The organism is Mesorhizobium sp. 2RAF45, from assembly GCF_052115225.1.
Lineage (GTDB): Bacteria > Pseudomonadota > Alphaproteobacteria > Rhizobiales > Rhizobiaceae > Mesorhizobium > Mesorhizobium jarvisii.
In genome coordinates this window covers 457,217-480,482 of record NZ_JBFRGG010000003.1, presented here as the reverse complement: position 1 = coordinate 480,482, position 23,266 = coordinate 457,217, and the positions used below count along the sequence as shown (strand labels likewise).

The 23,266-nt window shown below is 64.8% G+C and carries 21 protein-coding genes; 14 read left to right on the top strand and 7 right to left on the bottom strand.

The features are described 5' to 3' along the window. Positions 1-52 precede the first annotated feature (52 nt). From AB4Z43_RS11765 to AB4Z43_RS11705, 13 genes are all read left to right on the top strand, one after another. On the top strand, positions 53-514 hold the full coding sequence (locus AB4Z43_RS11765; protein ID WP_202361051.1) for an HPr kinase/phosphorylase: 462 nt from the start codon (positions 53-55) through the stop codon (positions 512-514). 164 nt (positions 515-678) lie between these two features. Next, entirely contained in the window at positions 679-1,080 is a 402-nt protein-coding gene (locus tag AB4Z43_RS11760; RefSeq protein WP_010912939.1) for a PTS sugar transporter subunit IIA, read from the top strand. Beyond that, a complete protein-coding gene (locus AB4Z43_RS11755; RefSeq protein ID WP_010912938.1) occupies positions 1,077-1,373 on the top strand; it encodes an HPr family phosphocarrier protein in 297 nt (98 codons plus the stop codon). Before AB4Z43_RS11760 ends, AB4Z43_RS11755 begins: the two co-directional genes overlap by 4 nt. A gap of 175 nt (positions 1,374-1,548) precedes the next feature. Beyond that, on the top strand, positions 1,549-2,949 hold the full coding sequence (gene ahcY / locus AB4Z43_RS11750) for an adenosylhomocysteinase (protein WP_202361052.1): 1,401 nt from the start codon (positions 1,549-1,551) through the stop codon (positions 2,947-2,949). Positions 2,950-3,148: 199 nt separating this feature from the next. Beyond that, positions 3,149-5,704 (top strand): sensor histidine kinase, encoded by a 2,556-nt coding sequence (locus tag AB4Z43_RS11745; protein WP_064985127.1) that lies wholly within the window; start codon positions 3,149-3,151, stop codon positions 5,702-5,704. Between the two features lie 8 nt (positions 5,705-5,712). Beyond that, positions 5,713-7,224, top strand: coding sequence for a tRNA (adenosine(37)-N6)-threonylcarbamoyltransferase complex ATPase subunit type 1 TsaE (gene tsaE, locus AB4Z43_RS11740; protein WP_064985128.1), 1,512 nt, complete (start codon positions 5,713-5,715; stop codon positions 7,222-7,224). Beyond that, on the top strand, positions 7,221-7,946 hold the full coding sequence (locus AB4Z43_RS11735; protein WP_274609684.1) for a nucleotidyltransferase family protein: 726 nt from the start codon (positions 7,221-7,223) through the stop codon (positions 7,944-7,946). Before tsaE ends, AB4Z43_RS11735 begins: the two co-directional genes overlap by 4 nt. Next, positions 7,943-11,077 (top strand): double-strand break repair protein AddB, encoded by a 3,135-nt coding sequence (gene addB, locus AB4Z43_RS11730; protein WP_441937526.1) that lies wholly within the window; start codon positions 7,943-7,945, stop codon positions 11,075-11,077. The genes AB4Z43_RS11735 and addB overlap by 4 nt, the downstream gene beginning before the upstream one ends. Further along, entirely contained in the window at positions 11,074-14,586 is a 3,513-nt protein-coding gene (gene addA, locus AB4Z43_RS11725; protein ID WP_441937525.1) for a double-strand break repair helicase AddA, read from the top strand. Before addB ends, addA begins: the two co-directional genes overlap by 4 nt. Before the next feature lie 77 nt (positions 14,587-14,663). Then, positions 14,664-14,987 (top strand): thioredoxin, encoded by a 324-nt coding sequence (trxA, locus tag AB4Z43_RS11720; protein ID WP_010912931.1) that lies wholly within the window; start codon positions 14,664-14,666, stop codon positions 14,985-14,987. A 265-nt stretch (positions 14,988-15,252) separates the two neighbouring features. Further along, positions 15,253-15,534 carry a cupin domain-containing protein gene (locus tag AB4Z43_RS11715; RefSeq protein WP_019862676.1) on the top strand — a complete coding sequence of 94 codons (282 nt, stop codon included), beginning with the start codon at positions 15,253-15,255 and terminating at the stop codon, positions 15,532-15,534. A gap of 95 nt (positions 15,535-15,629) precedes the next feature. Beyond that, complete coding sequence (locus AB4Z43_RS11710; protein WP_019862675.1) at positions 15,630-15,878, top strand: type II toxin-antitoxin system VapB family antitoxin; 249 nt, start codon at positions 15,630-15,632, stop codon at positions 15,876-15,878. Then, positions 15,875-16,288, top strand: coding sequence for a type II toxin-antitoxin system VapC family toxin (locus AB4Z43_RS11705; protein WP_441937521.1), 414 nt, complete (start codon positions 15,875-15,877; stop codon positions 16,286-16,288). The genes AB4Z43_RS11710 and AB4Z43_RS11705 overlap by 4 nt, the downstream gene beginning before the upstream one ends. Before the next feature lie 11 nt (positions 16,289-16,299). Here the strand turns inward: AB4Z43_RS11705 and AB4Z43_RS11700 are convergent, their stop codons facing one another. The 6 genes from AB4Z43_RS11700 to AB4Z43_RS11675 all read right to left on the bottom strand — a co-directional run bounded on the left by AB4Z43_RS11700 (position 16,300) and on the right by AB4Z43_RS11675 (position 22,095). After that, a complete protein-coding gene (locus AB4Z43_RS11700; RefSeq protein ID WP_441937519.1) occupies positions 16,300-16,719 on the bottom strand; it encodes a VOC family protein in 420 nt (139 codons plus the stop codon). 27 nt (positions 16,720-16,746) lie between these two features. Further along, complete coding sequence (locus AB4Z43_RS11695) at positions 16,747-18,072, bottom strand: bifunctional folylpolyglutamate synthase/dihydrofolate synthase (protein WP_027047649.1); 1,326 nt, start codon at positions 18,070-18,072, stop codon at positions 16,747-16,749. A gap of 178 nt (positions 18,073-18,250) precedes the next feature. Continuing rightward, positions 18,251-19,177 carry an acetyl-CoA carboxylase, carboxyltransferase subunit beta gene (gene accD, locus AB4Z43_RS11690; protein WP_010912925.1) on the bottom strand — a complete coding sequence of 309 codons (927 nt, stop codon included), beginning with the start codon at positions 19,175-19,177 and terminating at the stop codon, positions 18,251-18,253. A 48-nt stretch (positions 19,178-19,225) separates the two neighbouring features. Beyond that, the gene (trpA, locus tag AB4Z43_RS11685; RefSeq protein WP_019862669.1) at positions 19,226-20,065 is read right to left on the bottom strand and encodes a tryptophan synthase subunit alpha; all 840 of its coding nucleotides are present in this window, start codon (positions 20,063-20,065) and stop codon (positions 19,226-19,228) included. Positions 20,066-20,127: 62 nt separating this feature from the next. Beyond that, positions 20,128-21,348, bottom strand: coding sequence for a tryptophan synthase subunit beta (gene trpB / locus AB4Z43_RS11680; RefSeq protein WP_019862668.1), 1,221 nt, complete (start codon positions 21,346-21,348; stop codon positions 20,128-20,130). A gap of 87 nt (positions 21,349-21,435) precedes the next feature. Continuing rightward, positions 21,436-22,095 (bottom strand): phosphoribosylanthranilate isomerase, encoded by a 660-nt coding sequence (locus AB4Z43_RS11675; protein ID WP_019862667.1) that lies wholly within the window; start codon positions 22,093-22,095, stop codon positions 21,436-21,438. Positions 22,096-22,216: 121 nt separating this feature from the next. Here AB4Z43_RS11675 and AB4Z43_RS11670 point away from each other — a divergent pair, with 121 nt between their 5' ends. Then, positions 22,217-22,435, top strand: a complete 219-nt coding sequence (locus tag AB4Z43_RS11670; protein WP_027047648.1) for a hypothetical protein — start codon at positions 22,217-22,219, stop codon at positions 22,433-22,435. On the opposite strand, the gene AB4Z43_RS11665 is transcribed toward AB4Z43_RS11670, so the two are convergent. Then, on the bottom strand, positions 22,436-23,194 hold the full coding sequence (locus AB4Z43_RS11665; RefSeq protein ID WP_019862665.1) for a M48 family metallopeptidase: 759 nt from the start codon (positions 23,192-23,194) through the stop codon (positions 22,436-22,438). Positions 23,195-23,266: the final 72 nt, after the last annotated feature.

The following is a 23,266-nucleotide window of genomic DNA, read 5'->3' as shown; positions in this document are numbered from 1 at the left end:
TCCGTTCGTCCAGAGATCATGCTTCACGCAAAAGGCATGATCGGGCAGCATCGTGCCTGATCCAGTTGCGCAGCCAGAAAACATTCACGGAACCGCGATCCTGATCGGCGAGCGCGGCGTCCTTATCACCGGGGCGTCCGGCGCCGGCAAGACGACGCTGGCGCTGACACTCCTGGACCATTGCCGCGCGCGCGGGCTGTTCTCGCGGCTGATCGGCGACGACAGGCTGCTCGCCGCGGCCCGCGCCGGGCGGCTGGTCTGTCGCGTGCCGGCGCCTATCGCCGGTCTCGCCGAAGTGCCTGGATTCATGCCGCGCCGGCTGCCGTTCGAGCCGGGCGGGGTGATCGACCTGCATGTGAGGCTGGTGCCAAAGGCAGAGATGGCCCGTTTCCAGGAGGAAATCAGCGGGCCGGTCGCAGGCTGCCCGGTGCCGCGTATCGACCTTGCCGAGCGTAATGCCGCCACGGCCCTGCCGGCCGTGATGGCGCGGCTGTCGATCGCGCCTTTTCTATGATCCGCTCCCGATTTTTTGCTGCAATGCGTCAAAATGGCATGGGCCGGCGCAATTTTGGGCTTGTCAACGGGCCGCGCGTCGACAAGATAGCGCTCCCGCCGCCTGGAATGGCTGGCGAGCATAAAATGCGCCTGTGAAGCGGCGATGACGGGAGCCACCAAAGAATGATCGGACTCGTGCTTGTAACGCACGGTCAACTGGCCACCGAGTTCCGACATGCCGTCGAACATGTCGTCGGGCCACAAGACAATTTCGAAACCGTGGCGATCGGTGCCGACGACGATATGGAACAGCGTCGCCGCGACATCGTCGACGCCGTCGCCCGTGTCGATACCGGGGCGGGCGTCATCGTGCTGACCGACATGTTCGGCGGCACGCCGTCGAATCTCGCCATTTCGGTGATGGAGTCCGGCCGCACCGAGGTGATCGCCGGCATGAACCTGCCGATGCTGATCAAGCTATCCTCGATCCGCAAGGGCGACAATATGGCCGCCGCGCTCGACGAGGCGCAGGCCGCCGGGCGCAAATACATCAATGTCGCCAGCCAGCTTCTGAGCAGCAAATGAACGCGCTATCCCCGGAGAAAGACCACATCGTCCGGGAGTTCCCGATCGTCAACCAGCGCGGCCTGCATGCACGCGCCTCGGCGAAATTCGTCCAGCTCGCCAGCGGCTTCGACGCCGCGGTCCATGTCGAGAAGGACGGCGTCAAGGTCGGCGGCACGTCGATCATGGGCCTGATGATGCTGGCCGCCAGCCCGGGCTACTCGATCCGTGTCACCGCCAGCGGGCCAGAGGCGCTCGAGGTCATGGACGCGCTCGAGCAGCTTGTCGCCTCCCGCTTCGGCGAGGAATGCTGATCCCGTTCTAGGCATGCTCGCGAGACATGCAGGGATAAAGATTTCTTTATATCCCATTGTCGTCTTGAGCCTGATCTGCTAGTCAGGCCGGCAATTCGCGCCCTTCGACGCGCCAACCGGCGCGGGCGCATCCGCAACCAATTCGCAGCATAACAATTCGCATCGGAGTACTGCCATGACGGGTAGCAAGGATTATGTGGTCGCCGACATCTCGCTTGCCGGCTGGGGCCGCAAGGAACTCGATATCGCCGAAACCGAAATGCCGGGCCTGATGGCCTGCCGCGAGGAATTCGGCGCCAGGAAGCCGCTGAAGGGCGCGCGCATCACCGGCTCGCTGCACATGACGATCCAGACCGCGGTGCTGATCGAGACGCTGAAGGTGCTCGGCGCCGACATCCGCTGGGCCTCCTGCAACATCTTCTCGACCCAGGACCATGCCGCCGCGGCCATCGCCGAGGCCGGCATCCCGGTCTTCGCCGTCAAGGGCGAGAGCCTCGAACAGTATTGGGACTACACCGACCGGATCTTCCAGTGGACCGACGGCGGCCTCTCCAACATGATCCTCGACGATGGCGGCGACGCCACCATGTACATCCTGATCGGCGCCCGCGCCGAAGCCGGCGAGGACGTGCTGTCCAACCCGCAGAGCGAGGAAGAGGAATATTTCTACGCCCAGGTCAAGAAGCGCCTGAAGGCTTCGCCCGGCTTCTTCACCAAGCAGAAGGCTGCGATCCGCGGCGTCACTGAAGAGACGACCACCGGCGTCAACCGGCTCTACCAGCTGCAGAAGAAGGGCCTGCTGCCCTTCCCCGCCATCAACGTCAACGATTCCGTCACCAAGTCGAAGTTCGACAACAAGTATGGCTGCAAGGAATCGCTGGTCGACGGCATCCGCCGCGGCACCGACACGATGATGGCCGGCAAGGTCGCGGTCGTCTGCGGCTATGGCGACGTCGGCAAGGGCTCGTCGGCTTCGCTCAAGGGCGCCGGCGCCCGCGTCAAGGTCACCGAGGTCGATCCGATCTGCGCCCTGCAGGCGGCGATGGACGGCTTTGAAGTGGTGACGCTGGAAGACGCGGCGCCGACCGCCGACATCGTCATCACCACCACCGGCAACAAGGATGTCGTCACCCTCGACCATATGCGGTCGATGAAGGACATGGTGATCGTCGGCAATATCGGTCACTTCGACAACGAGATCCAGGTCGCCTCGCTGCGCAATCTGAAATGGACCAACGTCAAGCCGCAGGTCGACATGATCACCTTCCCGGACGGCAAGCGGATGATCCTCTTGTCGGAAGGCCGCCTGCTCAATCTCGGCAACGCCACCGGCCATCCGAGCTTCGTCATGTCGGCGTCCTTCACCAACCAGGTGCTGGCCCAGATCGAGCTGTTCACCAAGGGCGAGCAGTACCAGAACCAGGTCTATGTCCTGCCCAAGCATCTCGACGAGAAGGTCGCACGCCTGCACCTCGACAAGCTCGGCGCACGGCTGACCGAACTGTCGGGTGAACAGGCCGCTTATATCGGCGTCACGCCGCAGGGTCCGTTCAAGCCGGAACACTACCGCTATTAACCAAAGCTAAATTTACTACCATATATTGAGGCCGGGCGATTGACTTTTCGCCCGGCCTTATTTTTGCGCGCGATCAGCCTTCACGGCGATTCGGCGAGGGTTTATTGTCAGGTGATTCGCGACGCTTCCGGCCCGAGAGGGGATCAGAGAGGCGCGTATCAGGGCGGTCTTGCATTCAGGCGGCGGAGAGGACCAAGACATGCCGGGGCAAAACCCGCACGGAGCGGGATCGGCCGTTTCCGGCGGCCACGACGATTCGGGGACCATAGGCTCGACCATTCAGGGCGGGCGCCTTTCATGGCGTGCCCGCATCGGTCTGTTCCTGACCAGTTCCGCGCTGGCCGGACCCTTGGCCAGCGCCGTGGCGCATGCCGAGAACGCCGCCGCGACCACCGCCGGCCTGTCGATCAACACGGTCGAAGTCATGCAGCTTGCCGTGTTCGTCGGCGTGACGGGCGCGGCATTCCTGTCGGCCATCGTTCTCATCCGCGAACGGGCCCGCACTTCGGCGGAGAATGTCGAACTGAGAAGCCGCGTCGCCGACATCAATGCGGCACTGCGCCGTTCGGAAGCGCTGCTCAATCTGCGCGACCAGCGCGTGGTGGTCTGGGCCTCGGAGAACAAGAAGCCCGAACTCATCGGCACGTTGCCTGTCGAAAGCGGCGCGCCAGAGGAACGGGCGGCTTTCCTCGCTTTTGGCCGCTGGCTGATGCCGCGCTCGGCGGCGGCGCTCGAGCACGCCATCGCGGGCTTGCGCGAAAAGGCCAGGCCCTTCGACCTCGTCATCGAATCGCAAGCCGGCGCCCCGCTTGAAGTGCATGGCCGCAAGAGCGCCGCGCATATCCTCGTGCGGTTTGTCTCGCTTTCCGAGACACAGCGCAGCCAAGCCCGGCTGAAGATCGACAACCAGCGGCTGGCCGCCGACCATGACACGATGATCGGCCTGCTCGAAGCGCTAAAGATGCCGGCATGGTTGCGCGACGAGCACGGACGCCTGAAATGGGTCAACCGGGCCTATGCCGACGCGGTCGAAGCCGAAAGCGCGGAAGCCGCCGTCCGTGACGCCAAGGAATTCCTCGGCGGCCAGGCACGCGAGGCAATCGACGCCCAGCACAAGACGCATCCGGTCTTCGAGCAGTCGCTCTCCACCGTGATCGAAGGCGACCGCCGCGTCTTCGCGGTGACCGACTTCGCCGGCGCCGACGGTTCGGCCGGCCTTGCCGCCGACACCAGCGCCATCGAGACCATTCGCGGCGAATATGAGCGGACGGTGCGCAGCCACGCCGACACGCTCGACCAGCTCAACACCGCCGTCGCCATCTTCGACACAGACGAGAAGCTACGCTTCTTCAACCAGGCCTTCCAGAAACTTTGGGGCCTGGACAGCGGCTTCCTGCACAGCGCGCCCGACAATGCGCTTTTGCTCGACCGGTTACGCAGCGAAGGCAAGATCGCCGAGCAGCCCGAATGGCGCCGCTGGAAGGAAGGCCTGCTCGGCGCCTATCGCGCAGTGGAATCGCAGGAACATTGGTGGCATCTGCCCGACGGCAAGACCATCCGCGTCGTCGCCAATCCGCAGCCCAAGGGCGGCGTCACCTGGGTATTCGAGAACCTGACCGAGAAGATGGACCTGGAAAGCCGCTACCGCACCGCGGTGCGCGTCCAGGGCGAAACGCTCGACAATCTCGCCGAAGGCGTCGCGGTGTTCGGACCCGATGGCCGGCTGCGCCTGTCGAACCCGGCCTTTGCGACGCTCTGGGGATTGAGCGGCGACGCCGCCAAGCCCAATGTTCACGTCTCCACGATACGCGACCTTTGCGACCGCCAGGCGGTCGACAGCCCCTGGCCCGGTTTCGTCGCCGCCATCACCGGTTTCGACGACGAACGCCGCGACCGGCACGGCCAGAGCGAGCTCAACAACGGCACCGTGCTGCGTTACGCCGTGATCCCGCTACCCAATGGGCAAGTGATGATGACCTTCGTCGACGTCACCGACAGCGTGCATGTCGAACGTGCGCTGAAGGACAAGAACGAGGCATTGGAGAAGTCCGATCAGCTCAAGAACGACTTCGTCCAGCACGTGTCCTACGAACTGCGTTCGCCGCTGACCAACATCATCGGCTTCACCGAACTGCTTTCACTGCCCACCACCGGACCGCTGAATCAAAAGCAGCGCGAATATGTCGAGCACGTCAGTTCGTCCTCCTCGGTGCTGCTGACCATCGTCAACGACATACTCGACCTTGCGACCGTCGATGCCGGCATCATGCAGCTCGACATTTCCGAGGTGCATGTCGACCGCACCATCGCGGCGGCCGCGGAACTGGTTGCCGACCGGCTGCAGGAGCATTCGATCCGGCTCGAAGTCGATGCCGCTGCCGCGCCGAAGACGTTCCACGGCGACGAGACCCGCATCCGCCAGATCCTCTACAATCTGCTAAGCAACGCCGCCAATTACGCGCCGGAAGCCAGCACCATCCGGCTCGCCTGTCGGCATCTGGCGGATGGGGTGGAATTTTCCGTTCACGACGATGGGCCCGGCATGCCGCCTGACGTTTTGGACTCGGTGTTCCGCCGCTTCGAACCGCGCACCAATGGCGGCCGCCGGCGAGGCGCCGGCCTCGGCCTGTCGATCGTCAAGAGCTTTGTCGAACTGCATGGCGGCAATGTTCGCATCGAAACCGGCAAGGACAAGGGCACCACCGTCATCTGCACCTTCCCCGACATGCCGGGCATCCGCGCCGCGGCCGAGTAGCGCGCTCGATGACGGGACCTGTGCTGGAGCGTTTGCTCGCCGATGAGACACAGACAGCGCGGCTGGGCGAAGATCTGGCCCTGTCCCTGCGCGCCGGCGACGTGCTGGCGCTCAAAGGCGATCTCGGCGCCGGCAAATCGACACTGGCGCGGGCGCTGATCCGGGCGCTGGCCGATGATGGCAGCCTGGATGTGCCGAGCCCGACCTTCACCTTGGTGCAGAGCTACGACACGCGCATTCCGGTGCACCATTTCGACCTCTATCGCCTGGCCTCGGCAGCCGAGCTCGACGAACTCGGCTTCGACGAAGCGCTGACGCAAGGGGCTGCCCTGGTCGAATGGCCCGAGCGGGCGGAAGGCTATCTGCCGAAGACGACGCTCTCGATCGAACTCGTCCAGCATGGCGAGGGCCGGCTGGCGCGGCTGTCGGGGCAAGGCGCCGCCTTCGACCGCGCGGCGCGATCGCTGGCCATGCGCGATTTTCTGGAGAGGGCCGGCTGGGGCGACGCGCGGCGACGCCATTTCATCGGCGACGCCTCCGCCCGCTCCTATGAGATCGTGACGCTCGCCGGCCAGGAGCCGCGCGTGCTGATGAACTCGCCGCGGCTGGTGCTCGGCCCCGCCGTGCGCGACGGCAAACCCTATGCGGTGATCGCCCACACCGCCCAGTCGGTCTCCGCTTTCGTCGCCATCGACCGCGCCTTGAAGGCCGGCGGCGTCAGCGTTCCGCAAATCCATGCCGAGGACCAGGACCAGGGTTTCTTGCTGCTCGAACATCTCGGTTCCGAAGGGTTTCTGGGCAAGGACGGCGAGCCCATAGCGGAACGCTATGCGGCGGCAGCCGAGTTGTTGGCCATGATGCATGGCAGGACCTGGCCGCAGCGCCTGCAGGCCGGACCCGGCAGCTTCCACGAGGTGCCGCCCTTCGACCGCGACGCGATGATGATCGAAGCCGATCTTTTGGTCGACTGGTATGTGCCGGCGATATCGGGCGGCCCGCCAAGCGACGATCTGCGCTCGGGCTACGCCAGGGAATGGAACGCGCTTTTCGACCGGCTGCAGGGCAGCGAATACACGCTGATGCTGCGCGACTTTCATTCGCCCAACATCATCTGGCGCGACGACCGCGCCGGCCATGACCGGCTGGGCATCGTCGACTTCCAGGATGCGCTGATCGGGCCTTCAGCCTATGACGTCGCCTCGCTGGCCATGGATGCCCGTGTCACCCTATCGCCCGAAATCGAGAAGAAGACGCTCGATGCCTATGTCGCAGCGCGCCATGCGGCAGGCGCCTTCGACGAAGCAAGTTTTCTGGAAGCCTATGCAATCATGGCCGCGCAGCGCAATTCCAAGATCCTCGGCATTTTCGTGCGTCTCGAAAAGCGCGACGGCAAACCTTATTATCTGAAGCACCTGCCGCGCATCCGCGACTATCTGCGCCGGGCGCTGTCCCATCCGGCGCTTGCCAGCCTGCGGGAATTCTACAATACGCACGGGCTGCTCGAGGAACGAACACTGTGACAAGACCGGACACTGCCATCGTCCTTGCCGCCGGGCTCGGCAAGCGCATGCGGCCGATCACCGATACGATCCCCAAGCCGCTGGTCAGGATCGCCGGCAAGACCTTGCTCGACTGGGGGCTCGACAGCCTCGCCGCCGCCGGCGTCGCCAAGGCGGTGGTCAACGTCCACTATCTTCCCGAGCAGATCGTCGCCCATGTCGCGGCGCGCAGCGCTCCGCGGATCATCATTTCCGATGAGAGCGACCGGCTGCTCGATTCGGCCGGGGGCATCGTCAAGGCGCTGCCGGAACTCGGCCAACAACCCTTCTATATCCTCAATGCCGACACGTTCTGGATCGACCACGGTCCGCTCAATCTCGGGCGGCTTGCCCTTGCGTGGGACGCCGCGAAAATGGATATTCTGCTGATGCTGGCGGATCTCCATCAGGCGACAGGACATTGTGGCAGCACCGATTTCCTGGTGGCGCCGGACGGTGCCCTGCGGCGTTCAAAAGGCGATCCGGCGGGCTTGATCTATGCCGGCGCGGCGATCGTCCATCCGCGCCTGTTCAAGGATGCATCGGCCGAACCGCATTCGCTCAACGCCTATTTCGATACCGCCATCTCCGCCGGCCGGCTGTTCGGCATGCCGATGCACGGCCACTGGATCACCGTCGGCACGCCCGATGCCATTCCGCTGGCGGAAGAAGCCGTCGCCGGCGCGCTAACCGAGTCGCAATGAGCGGCTCGAGCCGCGTTTTCTCGATCCCCCCCGGAGCGCCGTTCCTGCCGACGCTGGCCGAGGCGCTGCTTGCCGGCCGCCTGGTTCCGGGATTTCGTTTCGACGGCGATCCGCTCGCGCTCGCCGATGTCACCATCTATGTGCCGACGCGTCGTGCCGCGCGCGCCTTGCGCGGTGTGTTCGTCGACAGTTTGAGGGCACGCGGCGGCGGCGGTTCGGCGATCCTGCCGGTCATCCGCCCGCTCGGCGAATTCGACGAGGACGAAGCCCTGTTCGAGGCCGAGCCTTCGGCGGCGATCGATCTCGCGCCGCCGATCTCGGCGACCGAACGCCTGTTGCTGCTGACGCCGCTGGTGCGGGCCTGGAAGCGCCGGCTGCCGGAACATGTGGCGAAGCTTTTCGCCGAGGAAATCGTCATCCCCGCGTCCACCGCCGACGCGATCTGGCTGGCGCGCGATCTTGCGGGGCTGATGGACGAGATCGAGACGGAAGGCACCGACTGGACCAAGCTCGCCGATCTGGTGACCGGCAACCTTGCCGGCTGGTGGCAGGTGACGCTCGAATTCCTCGGCATCGTCACTGACGCCTGGCCGAAATTCCTGAGCGAGAGCGACCGCTCCAATCCGGCCGCGCATCGCAGCGCGCTGATCCGCTCCGAGGCGGCCCGGCTGCGGCGCAATCCGCCGGCCGGACCGGTCATCGCCGCCGGCTCGACCGGCTCGATACCCGCCACGGCCGAACTGCTTGCCGCGATCTCCCGCCTGCCCGGCGGCGCCATCGTGCTGCCCGGTCTCGACCGGACGCTGGACGAAGCGTCCTTCCAGGCGCTTGTCGCCCCCGGCGCGCGCCCAGCCGTACTTGGCCACCCGCAATATGGCCTGGCCAGGCTGATCGGCAAGATCGGCGTGCTGCGCTCCGACGTCGAAGAACTCGGCACGGCCGAACCGCACCTTGCGCTTCGCGCCGCGCTTGTCGGCGAAGCGCTGCGGCCGGCCGAGACCACCGAATTGTGGGCCGAAACACGCAGCGGGTTTTCGGCATCCGATATTGCCGGCGCCTTTGCCGAGGTGACGCTGCTGGAAGCCGCCAGCGAGCGTGACGAAGCCGTCGCCATCGCCGTTGCGCTGAAGCAGGCCGTGGAAGCCCCCGGCCAAAGGGCCGCGCTCGTCACCGGTGACCGCGCGCTGGCGCGACGCGTCTCGGTCGAACTCAAGCGCTTCGGTGTCGTCGCCGACGATTCCGGCGGCACGCCGCTCGCCAACAGCCCGGCGGCCAGCCTGCTCCGCCTGGCGCTGGAAGCGGTGTTCCGGCCGGGCGATCCCGTCGGCCTCTTGTCCCTGCTAAAGCACCCACTGCTTGGCCTCGGCCTCGAGCGTGCTGCCGTGCGCCATGCGGCAGAACTGCTCGAACTGGTGGCGCTGCGCGGCGGTACCGGCCGCCCCGACATCGTTTCGCTGCCGAAATTGTTCGAAAACCGTCTTACCGGCCTCGGCGATGACAGCCGGCCGCCTTTCTGGTTTTCCCGTCTCACCGTGCGCTCCATCGAGGATGCGCGGAGTTTGCTCGCGCGACTGACGGAAGCGCTGGCGCCGCTTTCGGCCTTTCGCGGCCAGGCGAATGCCGATCTTGCCGCGCTGGTCCAGGCCAGCGTCGTGGCTTTGGAAAGTCTCGGCCGTTCCGCTGATGGCGGCCTGGGCGCCCTCTATGCCGGCGATGCCGGTGAAAAGCTTGCCGAATTGCTGCGCGGGCTGGTCGCTGCTTCGGCCTCGCTGTCATTCGCGGCGAGCGAATGGCCCGATGTGATGGACGCGCTGATCGCGCCCGAGACGGTCAAGCCGGCGCAAGGCACCGACAGGAACATCGCCATCTGGGGTGCGCTGGAAGCGCGGCTGCAGGACGTCGACACGCTGGTCATCGGCGGGCTCAACGAAGGTGTCTGGCCGCGCAAGCCGGAGAGCGACCGCTTCATGTCGCGGCTGATGAAGACCGGCATCGATCTCGAACCGCCGGAGCGGCGCATCGGCCTTGCCGCGCATGATTTCCAGATGGCGATGGGCGCGAGACGCGTCGTTCTGGCCCGCTCGGCGCGTTCCGGCGACGCCCCCGCCGTGCCGTCGCGTTGGCTGCAGCGGCTGCTTACCTTCATCGGCAACGACCAGGCGGCAACCCTGCGCCGGCGTGGCGACGAGCTGCTCGCCTGGGCACGCGCGCTCGACACCGGCCCAAAACAGGATTTCGCGCCGCGGCCGCAACCGAAGCCGCCATTGGCGGTGCGCCCAACGCATTTCTCGGTCACCGAGATCGAGACCTTGCGCCGGGATCCCTACGCCGTCTATGCCAGACGCATCCTCGGCCTGATGCCGCTCGATGCGCTCATCCGTGATCCCGGTGCCGCCGAACGCGGCACGCTGTTCCACGCCATCCTGCATCTGTTCTCGTCTGAGGTTGCCGATCCGCGCGCACCCGACGCTCTGGCCGGTCTCATTGCCGCCGGCCGCGCCTGCTTTGCCGAAGCCGCCCTTCCGGCCGATGTCGAGGCGGTGTGGTGGCCGCGCTTCGAAAAGCTCGCCGCCAACATCGTCAAATGGGAGCGCACGCGCGCCGATGCCGTGACCCGGCGCCATGCCGAGGAGCGGGCCGGCAAGACCCCGGTCGGCCAATCCGGCGTGACGCTGTCCGGCTATGCCGACCGCGTCGATCTGCTGGCCGGCGGCATGGCCGATATTCTGGACTACAAGACGGGTTCTTCGCCCTCCAAGGCGCAGGCGCACACGCTGCTGGCGCCGCAACTGGCGCTGGAGGGCGCTCTGCTGCGGCGTGGCGCGTTCAAGGATCTGGGCGCGCGCGAGCCGTCGCAACTGGCCTTCATCAGGTTGAAGCCGAATGGCGAGGTGTTCGAGGAGTCCATCCTCGAGCACAACCGCCAGCCACGGACCGCCGCCGACCTTGCGGAAGAGGCCTGGGCGCGGCTGGAAAAGCTGCTGATCCATTATGCCGACCCGCAGACCGGCTATCTGTCGCGCGCGCTGCCGTTTCGCGAGGGCGAGACCGATGGCGACTACGACCATCTCGCCCGCGTGCTCGAATGGTCGGCCGGCGGCGATGCCGGCGACGAGGGAGGGGAGGCATGAAGAAGGCCTATCCCATCCCGAGCGATACCGCCAACAGCCAGGCCTGCGCCGCAGATCCGCAGAATTCGGCCTGGGTGTCGGCCAATGCCGGCTCCGGCAAGACCCATGTGCTGGCCCAGCGCGTCATCCGGCTGCTGCTCAACGGCACCGACCCGTCGAAGATCCTGTGCCTGACCTATACGCGCGCCGCCGCCGCCAATATGTCGAACCGGGTCTTTTCCACGCTGTCGGACTGGACGGTGCTCGGTGACACCGAGCTGGCCGCGAAGATCGAGGCGCTGGAAGGGCGCCGCCCAGACCGCGACACGATGCGCCGGGCGCGGCGCCTGTTCGCCGAGGCACTGGAGACGCCAGGCGGACTGAAGATCCAGACCATCCACGCCTTCTGTGAATCGGTGCTCCACCAGTTCCCGCTTGAAGCCAACATTCCGGCCCATTTCGAGATGCTCGACGGCCAGATGGAGGCATCGCTGTTCGCTGCCGCGCGCCGCGAGATGATCACCGGCACGGCTGCCGGCAACCCGGATCTGGCCGACGCCTTCGCCACCGTGCTGGAACGCGGCGGCGAGGCCGGTCTCGATGCCTTGCTCGGCGAGATCGTGCGCAAGCGCGACGGGTTGCGCCAGTTCCTCGATGCGGTCGGGCGTGACGGCTTCCAGCCTTTGTTCGATGAATTCCATTTCCGCCCTGGCCAGACCGCCGAAGGGATTGCGGCATCGGTCTGGCCGCTGCCCGGCTTCCTGCCCGACTATTTCACCGGCTTCGCCCAGGCCGCCGAATCCACCGACGCCAGGTCGGTGCTGAACAACATCCTGCCCTATGCGCGCCAGGCTTTTGCCGAGAGCGATCCCGTTCGCCGCCTGCAATCGCTCGCCAGAGCCTTTCTCAAGACCGATGGCGATCCGTACGATCCGGCGAAGGCCTTCAAGAAAGCCCTGACCGACCGGCTGCCGGACCTTGCCGAGCGCTATGTCTCGGCGGCAAGCGCCATTATAGAAACCGTCGACCGGCTGGCGCTGTTCCGCATGCTGGAAGGCACACGAGCGGCAATGACCATCGCCGACTGGCTGATCGCCCGCTACGAAGTGCTGAAGCGCAGCCGCGGCTTTCTCGACTTCAACGATCTGATCACCCGCACGGTCAACCTTCTGGCGCGGCCCGATGCCGGCCCCTGGGTGCAATACAAGCTCGACCAGGGCATCGACCACATTCTGCTCGACGAGGCGCAGGACACCAGCCCGGATCAATGGGAGGTGGTGAAGCGGCTGGCGGAGGAATTTTTCGCCGGGCTCGGCGCGCGCGACCGGGTCCACCGCACGGTCTTCGCCGTCGGTGACGAGAAGCAGTCGATCTATTCCTTCCAGGGAGCCGCGCCCGACTCGTTCGCCGACAGCCGGCTGTTGTTCGCCGGCCGGGTGCGCGATGCCGAGGCATCCTTCGCCGACCTCAAGCTGACCTGGTCGTTCCGTTCGACCGACGACGTTCTGGCCGCCGTCGACCGCGTCTTTGCCGATCCCGTCGTGCGGCGCGGCATCAGCCATGATCCCGATCCGTTGAGCCACAAGGCCATCCGCACCGATGCGCCGGGCTATGTCGAGGTCTGGCCGTCGATCGGCGCCGATGTCGTCGACGAGCCCGACGACTGGACGCAAGCCATCGACCACGCCCATGCGCCGGCGGTGCGCGTTGCCGAGAATGTCGCGGCGACCATTGCCGGCTGGATCGGCAAAAGCGAGATCATCGAAGGCCGCGGCAAGCGGCTGCGGCCGGGCGACGTGCTGGTGCTGGTGCGCAAACGCGACAGTTTTGTCCATGCGCTGACCCGCGCCTTGAAGCGCCGCGACATCCCGGTTGCCGGCGCCGACCGGCTGAGCCTACCCGGCCACATCGCGGTCAAGGACCTGATCGCGCTCGGTCATCTGCTGATCCAACCGCAGGACGACCTGTCGCTCGCGGCCGTGCTGCGCAGCCCGATCTTCGATCTGCCGGAGGAGGCACTGTTCACGCTCGCCGCGCAAAGGCCGCCCGGCCTGTCGCTGGCCGCGTCGCTGCGCCAGCATGCCGAAGAAAACGAGCGCCTGGCGAAGATTGTCGCGCAACTCGACGCCTGGGCTGACGAGGCCGCCTTCAAACCGGTGTTCGAACTCTATGCCGGCCTGCTGGCGCGTGATGGCGTGCGTAAAAGGATGATTGCGAGGCTTGGGCCGGAAGCCGGGGATATTCTCGACGAATTCCTGAGCTTCTGTCTTGCCGAGGAACGGACCGGCCTGCCCGGGCTGGAAGCCTTCCTGTCGACGCTGGAAAATGCCGGGCCCGAGATCAAGCGCGAGATGGACCAGACGCGCGACGAGGTTCGCGTCATGACCGTGCACGCCGCCAAGGGCCTGGAGGCGCCAGTGGTGTTCCTGGTCGATGGCGGTTCCGCTCCGTTCAGCGACCAGCATCTGCCGCGGCTGATGCCCTTCGACGGCTCAGGCACTTTCTGGTACGGCAAGGGCTATCTCTGGCGCTCGGCCAGCGACGTCGCCAACGGCTTCTCGAAGGCGGCAGCCGCCAGGGCAAGGGAACTCGCCGACGACGAGTACCGCCGGCTGCTCTATGTCGGCATGACCCGCGCCGAGGACCGGCTGATCGTCTGCGGCTATCACGGCAAGCGGGCGCCGAACACCGGCACCTGGCATTCGATCGTCAGCCGCGCGCTAACCGGCGCGCCGGAAAGCGAACAGCGCGCGCATCCCGCCGGCGGCGAGCCGGTGCATCGTTTCCACGTCACCAAGCTGCCGCCCGTCGCGGCGAGCGCCGATGAACAGGCGCGGCAGGCCGATGCTTTCGGTCCGCTGCCGGGGACCCTGTTCCGGCCCTTGCCGCCCTTCGAGGACCTGCCGCGGCCGCTGTCGCCATCCGGCGCCTCAGCGCTGATCGACGAAGGCAAGGAAGCGGTCGTCGACAAGGCTTCACCGGTGCTGGACGCCGATGCCGAGCCCGGCTTTGCCGTGCTGCGCGGTCTCGCCTTGCACAAGCTGCTGCAGATGCTGCCCGGCATTGCCGAGGGTGAACGCCAGGGCGCGGCCGAGCGTTATCTCGCGCGAACGGGTGCCGTGTGGCCGCCGTCGGAGAGGGAAAAGGCCATGGCATCGGTCATCGCCATCCTCGACGATCCACGCCTCGGCCAACTTTTCGCGCCCTCCTCGCGCGCCGAGGTGGCGGTCATGGGCAGCCTGCAAGTGAGGGGCAAAACACGCTCGATTTCCGGCAAGATCGACCGGCTGGCGGTGACCGCGGACACGGTGTCGATCGTCGACTACAAGACCAACCGGCCGGCGCCCGCTTCGCTGGCCGAAGTCCCGCCGGCCTATCTTTTGCAGTTGGCGCTTTATCGCGCCCTGCTGCAGCCGCTTTATCCTGGGCGCGAGGTCAAGGCGGCCCTTCTGTTCACCGAAGCGCCAAGGCTGATCGAGCTGCCGGCCCGGACCATGGATGACGCCCTTGCCCGACTCACAGGAGCGTGACACAAGACCTGCTTGAAGAAGGGCCAGATAACCACCACATTTGGTGCGACAAAGAACTCTCGAAAGGAATTTTCCGCATGGGTGCCACCGTCAAGGTCGACAAGAACAATTTCCAGGCTGACGTGCTCAACGCCAACGTACCGGTTGTGGTCGATTTCTGGGCGGAATGGTGCGGCCCCTGCAAGCAGATCGCGCCGTCGCTCGAAGACATCGCCACTGAACTCGGAGCCAAGATCAAGATCGCCAAGCTCAACATCGACGAGAATCCCGAGCTTGCCGCCCAATTTGGCGTGCGCTCGATCCCGACGCTGATGATCTTCAAGGGCGGTGAAGTGGCCGACATGAAGGTTGGTGCAGCGCCCAAGACCGCGCTGTCGCACTGGATCAATGGCAGCCTCTGATCCTCTCTGTTTAGACGCAATTCCGGACAGAGAACCGCTTCACACTTTTCTTGGAATTGCTTTGAAATTCCCGATATCAAGAGCCCGGCCATCGCGCCGGGCTTTTTGTTGGCGTCACCTACAGCGCCGCGCATCCTTGGATGCGCAGAGGACGCTGTAGCAGTTGGATGGCTCATGATCCTCTGGGTCATGCGCTGGGCGGCTCTGGCCCTCACATCAGGGCACGCCATGTCTTCTGCTGGGAACCAGAAACAGGGAGAGCGACATGACCGGATCCGCCAAGGCCACCGTCTTCATCGACAATGAGCGCGTCATCGTCACCGAGTACCGCTTCCAGCCCGGCGACAACACCGGCTGGCATCGCCATGGCCACGACTATGTTGTGGTGCCGCTGATGGACGGCAAGCTGAAGTTGGTGACCAAAGACGGCGAGACCTTCGCCGAGATGAAGAAAGGCGCGCCCTATTTCCGCAAGGAGGGTGTGGAACACGACGTCATCAGCGCCAATGACGGCGAATATGCTTTTATCGAGATCGAGTTGAAGTAAGCTGGCTCATCGCGCATGAGATGGCACGCCATCAAGTGCCATCTTGATGGCAGAGACGCGTAGGCTTATATTCCCTTTTCCAAAGGGAGTTTTAAATGGCCGAACCACAGCTCTCGGTCCGCAGCGCGAAAGCACGTGACCTGGCTCATAGGCTTGCTCGTCGCGAGAACCGCTCGATAGCCGACGTGGTCGAACGCGCGCTTGAATCCTACGAGATTCGAGAGGCTGGCCGCGAACCTGCTTCCATCTTCTATGCCAGCCTGACCGCAAGCAGTGGCGTCGACATCGATCTGGAGAACGTTATTCGCCAAGGTCGTGAGGTTCATTCAGGAATTGAGCTTTGATTTTCGTCGATACCAACGTGATTTCGGAGTCTCTGAAGAAGACGCCGGATCCAGCCGTGCTGGCGTGGCTTGTGCGCAATGACGCCGAACTGGCGCTTCCCACGGTGACGATTGCTGAAGTCGCCTTCGGTATTCAAAAGGTACGACCTGACAAGCGTGCGGATCGGCTGGAACAGGGACTTTCCCGATGGCGGCATCGATTTGCCGACCGGATTTTTGGACTGACGGAAGAGGCTGCCTTGGCTTACGGCGAGATCATGGGGGCCGCGACACGCCAAGGTCGCGGCATGTCGGCTCCCGATGGCATGATCGCGGCGATAGCGCGCGTGAATGGAGGCCGGCTGGCAACCAGAAATCTCAACGACTTCGGCACCACCAGCCTGGACCTGATCTCACCATGGAATTTCTGAAGCATGGCTAGTCACCAGTCGGCGATACGGTCGCCGCCGATGAACTGCGCGCTTTTGGCGGTGTATTCGAACAGCTCGATCTTCACGCCGTTGGGATCGCGTATCCAGGCCTGAAAGGTGTCGTCGCAGGCATGCTTCTTGGCCGTGACGTCGACGCCCTTCGACTTGATGTGGGCGATCGCCGCGTCGATGTTTTCGACCTCAAGGCAGAAATGGTTGATCTGGTTGAGTTCGCTATAGGTGGTGGCATCCTTCTGGAACACCTCGACGTGGCTGCCGCCGCCGCAATCGAGATAGAAGCCGAAAATCTTGCCGTCGCGCAGGAAATTGAACCTTGTGTCCATGCCGAGCACGTCGCGGTAGAAACTGCGCGTCGCTTCCAGATCATGCGCGAAAATGCAGACATGGGCGAGCTGCTTCACCTTGATCATCACGGGCTCCTTGTGCAAGCCAGGCTCTCAGGTTGGCGGCGTGCCATTCTCGGCGAGCACCGAGCCGGCCAGATAGAGTGATCCGCCGATCAGGATGCGCGGCGCCGGGCCGTCCCAGGTGTCGCGCAGCAGCATCAGCGCGTTGGCGACGGAACTCACCGGCTCGGCCGTCAGCCCGGCTTCCGTGGCCCGGATCGCCAGCTCATCGTTCGGCACGCCGGCATCGCTCAGGCTCACCGGCACGGTGTAGACATGCCGGACGAGGCCCTTGAAGGCGCGGAAATAGCCGCTCTGGTCCTTGGTGTTGATCATGCCCGAAATGAGGAACAGCGGCCGCGGGTTCTTCTCTTCCTGTTCGGCCAGCGCCTCGGCGACGACCACGCCGGCGCCCGGATTGTGGCCGCCGTCGAGCCAGATGTCGGTGCCCTTCGGCGCCAGCTCCGTCAGCCGGCCTTGCATCAGCTTCTGCATCCGGCCGGGCCAGACGACATGGGTCATCGCCTTCTCGGCGGCGCGGTGGCTGATCTCGAAGCCCGCCGCCTTGACCGCGGCGATCGCGGCGGCCGCATTGGCGAACTGGTGGCGCCCGGGCAGACGCGGCGGCGGAAGGTCCATCAGGCCGTCCTCGTCCTGGTAGACCATGCGGCCGTTTTCCTCGAAGGCGAGGAAATCCTGGCCATAGACGAAGGTCGGGCACTCCAGCCGCTCGGCGGTCTCGATCAGCACCTGCAGCGCCGTCTCGCTTTCCTGCGCGCCGATCACCACCGGGCAGCCGCGCTTCATGATGCCGGCCTTTTCGGCAGCGATCAGTTCGACCCGGTCGCCGAGATAGGCTTCATGGTCCATCGACACCGGCATGATCACCGTCACGGCGGGCCGGGCGACAACATTGGTGGCGTCGAAGCGGCCACCGAGGCCGACCTCGATGATGGCGGCTTCGGCCGGATGTTCGGAAAACAGGATGAAGGTGACGGCGGTGAGGATCTCGAAGACCGTGATCTTCTGACCGTCATTGGCCTTGGCGACGCGGGCAATGGCCTCGGCGAAGGTCTCATCGTCGACGAGTTTGCCGCCGCCTTCGGCGGCCAGCCGGTAGCGCTCGGCCCAGTTCACCAGATGCGGCGAAGTGTGGACATGGACAAGGTGGCCGGCGGCTTCAAGCAGCGCGCGAGAAAAGGCGGCGCAGGAACCCTTGCCGTTGGTGCCGGCGATGTGGATGACCGGCGGCAGCAGATCCTGCGGACTGCCAAGCCGCTCCAAGAGCCGCGTGATGCGGTCGAGCGAAAGGTCGAAGCCTTTCGGGTGAAGCGCCATCAGGGCTTCGATTTCGCGGTCGGCGGCAAGCGTTGTCATGACAAAATCCCGGCGCATGGCCCAAGCACCAGAATCAATCCCGGAATGGCCATGGCAATCAAAAGGCTACAGCGCGCCATGGACATGGCGCAATCGCTGTTCGCGGCGGCCAAAGCCGCGTTATGCATGTCGTTTCCCAAAACCGAGGTCACTTTTGGGCGACATGCACAGTGTCGTGTCAGGCCTGCGGCCTGGCTTCGGCGGCAACCACCGCGGGCGGCAGGATTTCCGGCTCCAGCGGCTTCTGCTCGCCTGGCATCTTGAGCAGCATCTTCAACAGCCGCGCTATCGTTTGGCGCATCTCCAGCCGCGACACCACCATGTCGACCATGCCGTGCTCCATCAGATATTCGGAGCGCTGGAAGCCGTCCGGCAGTTTCTCCCGGATCGTCTGTTCAATGACGCGCGGCCCGGCAAAGCCAATCAGCGCGCCCGGTTCGGCGATATGCACGTCGCCCAGCATGGCATAGGAGGCGGTGACGCCGCCGGTGGTCGGGTTGGTCAGCACGACGATATAGGGAAGGCCGGCTTCCTTCAGCCTGTCGACGCCGACCGTGGTGCGCGGCAATTGCATAAGGGACAAAATACCTTCCTGCATGCGGGCGCCGCCAGAAGCGGCGAACAGGATCAGCGGCCGCTTGCGCTGCAGCGCAACTTCGAAAGCGTGCACGATGGCGTCGCCCGCCGCCATGCCGAGCGAGCCGCCCATGAAGGCGAAATCCTGCACCGTCACCACCACCGGCAGGCCCTCGATGGTGCCCAGCGCGTTGACGATGGCGTCTTCCAGCCCGGTCTTGGCCTTGGCGTCCTTCAGCCGGTCGGTGTAGCGCTTCTCGTCGCGGAACTTCAGCGGATCCAGCACAACCTTGGGGTTTTCGAGCTGCTCGTACCTGCCGTCATCGAGGAAGTATTTCAGCCGCTCCTTGGCCGAAATCTTCATGTGGTGGCCGGAAGACGGAATGACGAACTGATTGGATTCCAGATCCTTGTGGAACACCATTTCGCCGGTCTCGGGATCCTTGATCCAGAGATTCTCGGGCATGTCGGTGCGCCGGCCGAGCATCGAATTGATCTTCGGGCGAACGTAATTGGTGATCCAGTTCATCGCTTCGGCTCCTGTCCTGACGAAGAGTTGGCTAACGACGTAGGAAAACTATTCGGCAGCAGCAAGGCGGGCCGAACGCACGCCTTGCGCCAGGCCGCTGACCAGCGTGGCGACGGCCTCGGCGGGGTCGGCGGTCTTTTCGCCCTTCGGCCCCAGCACATTGGCGACCGCATTGACGATCGCGGTGCCGACGACGACGCCATCGGCGTTTGCGCCGATGACACGCGCCTGTTCGGCGGTCTTGACGCCGAAGCCGACGCAGACCGGCAGGTCTGTGTGGCCCTTGATGCGCGTGACGGCGGCGGCCACCTTGCCGGTGTCGGCCAGCGCCGAACCGGTGATGCCGGTCATCGAGACGTAGTAGACGAAGCCGGAGGTGTTCTGCAGCACTTTCGGCAGGCGCTTGTCGTCGGTGGTTGGCGTCGCCAGGCGGATGAAGTTGATGCCGGCCTTCAGCGCCGGAATGCAGAGTTCCTCGTCCATTTCCGGCGGCAGGTCGACGACGATCAGCCCGTCGATGCCGCTGGCCAGCGCGTCTTTCAGGAAGCGATCGACGCCATAGATGTAGATCGGGTTGTAGTAGCCCATCAGCACGATCGGCGTTTCATTGTCGCCGGCGCGGAACTCGGACGCCATCTTCAGCGTCTTGACCAGCGTCTGGCCGCCTTTCAGCGCCCGCAGGCCCGCCGCCTGGATCGCCGGACCGTCGGCCATCGGGTCGGAAAACGGCATGCCGAGCTCGATGATGTCGGAGCCGGCGCCGGGCAGCGCCTTCATGATCGACAGCGAGGTGTCGTAGTCGGGGTCGCCGCCCATGAAATAGGTGACGAGTGCCGGGCGGCCTTCGGTCTTGAGCTTCGCCATGCGGCGGTCGATGCGGGTCGTCATGTGTGGCCCTTTGGACGAATTTTGCTCATAATCAACTCCCAAGTCGAAACTGTTCAAAGGGCCTAGATCTCCATGCCCAGCATCGAGGCCACCGTGTGCACGTCCTTGTCGCCACGGCCAGACAGGTTGACGATGACGATCTGGTCCTTGTCCATGGCAGGCACGATCTGCACCGCGTGCGCGATCGCGTGCGCCGATTCCAGCGCCGGGATGATGCCTTCGACGCGCGTCGTCAGCTTGAAGGCTTCCAGCGCCTCGTCATCGAGGATCGGCACATATTCGACGCGGCCGGTATCGCGCAGCCAGGAATGTTCCGGGCCGACGCCGGGATAGTCGAGACCGGCCGAGATCGAATGGCCGTCCATGATCTGGCCGTCGGCGTTCTGCAGGAGATAGGTGCGGTTGCCATGCAGCACGCCGGGCGAGCCGGCATTCATCGAGGCGCAATGCTCGATGCCGTCGAGACCACGTCCGCCTGCTTCGATGCCGATGATGCGCACATCCTTGTCGTCGAGGAAGGGATGGAACAGGCCGATGGCATTCGAGCCGCCGCCGACGGCGGCGATGATGGTGTCGGGCAGCCGGCCTTCCCGTTCGAGGATCTGCGCGCGCGCCTCGGTGCCGATTACCGACTGGAAGTCGCGCACCAGTTCCGGATAGGGATGCGGGCCGGCGGCGGTGCCGATCAGGTAATAGGTGTCGTCGACATTGGTGACCCAATCACGAAGGGCTTCGTTCATGGCATCCTTCAGCGTGCCGTGGCCGGCGGTGACCGGCCGCACTTCGGCGCCGAGCAGCTTCATGCGGAACACGTTCGGGCTCTGCCGGGCGACGTCGGTGGCGCCCATATAGACGACGCAGGGATAGCCGAAGCGGGCGGCGACGGTGGCGGACGCCACGCCATGCTGGCCGGCACCGGTCTCGGCGATGATGCGCTTCTTGCCCATGCGCTTGGCCAGCAGGATCTGGCCGAGGCAGTTGTTGATCTTGTGCGACCCGGTGTGGTTCAGGTCCTCGCGCTTGAAATAGACTTTTGCGCCGCCGAGATGTTTCGTAAGACCCTCGGCGAAATAGAGCTTCGACGGGCGCCCGGCATAGTGGGTCGAAAGATCGGTGAGCTCAGCCCTGAAATCCGGATCGTTTTTGACCTCGTTCCAGTGCCTCTCCAGGTCGAGGATCAGCGGCATCAGCGTTTCGGCGACGAAGCGGCCGCCGAAAATGCCGAACATGCCCTGCTCGTCGGGTCCGGTGCGGAAGGAATTGGGTGTCGCCGGCTGGTCCATCGCCGATCTCCTGGTCTCGATGTGGGAGCATGTCCTTGTCGGAAAACCGGTTACCACTTTTCCGGGGCATGCTCAGGTTTGAGCCGGTCAGGCGGCGCGGTTGTCGCGCGCTGCCCTGACGGCCCGGAAAAACTGTTCGATCAACGCCGGGTCCTTGACGCCCGGCGCGCTTTCGACGCCTGAGGAAATGTCTATTCCGGGCGGGTTCGCAAGCCGAAGGGCATCGCCGATGTTGGCGGCGTTGAGCCCACCGGAAAGCATGTAATCGACGCCGGCGTCAAGGCCGGCGAGGATGCGCCAGTCGAAGGCCACGCCATTGCCGCCCGGCAACTCGGAGCCCTTTGGCGGCTTGGCGTCGAACAGGAAGCGGTCGGCGACGCCGATGAATGGCTTGATCCGGTCGAGATCGGCCGCCTCGCTGAGTGGCAACGCCTTCATCACCGGCAAGCCATAGCGAGCTTTCAGTTCAGCCACCCGTTCGGGGTGTTCGGAGCCGTGCAACTGCAACATGTCGGGCTGCATGGCCGTGACGATTGCGTCCAGGAAGGCGTCGCTGGCGTCGACCGCGACAGCAACCGCCAAGGCCTTGCCGCGCGCGGCTTCGCGCAGGCGGCCGGCTTCAGCCGGCTCGACATAGCGAGGGCTTTTCGCGAAGAAAATAAAGCCGACATGGCTGGCACCGCCGGCGAGCGCCGCGGCCATTGCCTGGTCGGTCTTCAAGCCGCAGATTTTGATGTCGAGCGCCATGGCGCGGGAATTGGCATGAAATCGAGCCAGAGTCGAGAAAAAGCATACTGTTTGCCGGCAAGGCCAAAGGCGCTACCTATTGATGGACGGGATTATCAGCATGCCGGGCGGGAGAACGATCATGGCCGACAGAACGGTTGCCGAACTGAAGCAGAAGATCGCGCAGGCGCGCGAAGTCATCGCCCATCTGATGGACAAGGCCGCCTTCAACGGCGCCGAGGCGCATCGCGCGCTCGACTATTTCGGCAGCGATGAATTCGACCGGAATTTCCTACCGTGGCCGCATCATGGCGATGAGGGGCTGCGGCCGGAGGAACTCAACGCCGCGAATGACGACTGACTACTCGAACACGATCGCCTGCAGCGCACCGCCGTTGCGCTTCAGCCAGTCCTTGCAGCGGTCGGTGTCGGGGCAGAGTTTTTCGCACAATTTCCAGAATTTCGGACCGTGGTTCATCTCCTTGAGATGCGCGACCTCGTGCGCCACGAGGTAGTTTATCACAGGCTGCGGCGCCATCATGATGCGCCAGGAGAAGGAGAGATTGCCTTCCGAGGTGCAGGAGCCCCAGCGGCTGGAGGTGTCCTTGTAGCGGATCGCCTTGGCGCGCTTGCCGAGCGCCTCGGTGTGTTTGACCACCAGCTTCTCGATCTCCTTCTTGGCCTCGCGCTTCAAGAAGTCGGCGATGCGGCGCGGCAGGTGCACACGGTCGCCATGCACGATCAGCAGCGGGCCGCGCTCGTCACGCGATACCGTCACGGTGCCGCGCTTCGACGGTTCATGGACGATGCGGTGCGCCACGCCCCGGATCGGGATCTTGATGCCCGGCCGCACTTGCGGGCGCGTCGGCACCTTGGCCAGGCGCTGCTCCAGCCAATCCTGATGGCGGTCGAGGAACCTGTCCACCTCGCCACGCCGCAGGCCGGGCGGCACGGTGATGCGCAGGCCCTGGCCGCCGGAATCGATGCGCAGCGTCAGGCGCCGTGCCCGGGCGCTCTCGACGATCTTGAGCGGCAGCGTGCGACCGGCGACGCAATATTCGCGCTCCACCACTGGCGTGGCCTTGGGCTTCGTCAGATTGCGGAAGAATCCGATGGTCATGGCGGGACGATACGCGATTCGAGAAAAACGACTAGAACAAAAAAGAAACGGCGCCGCTCGCGCGACGCCGTC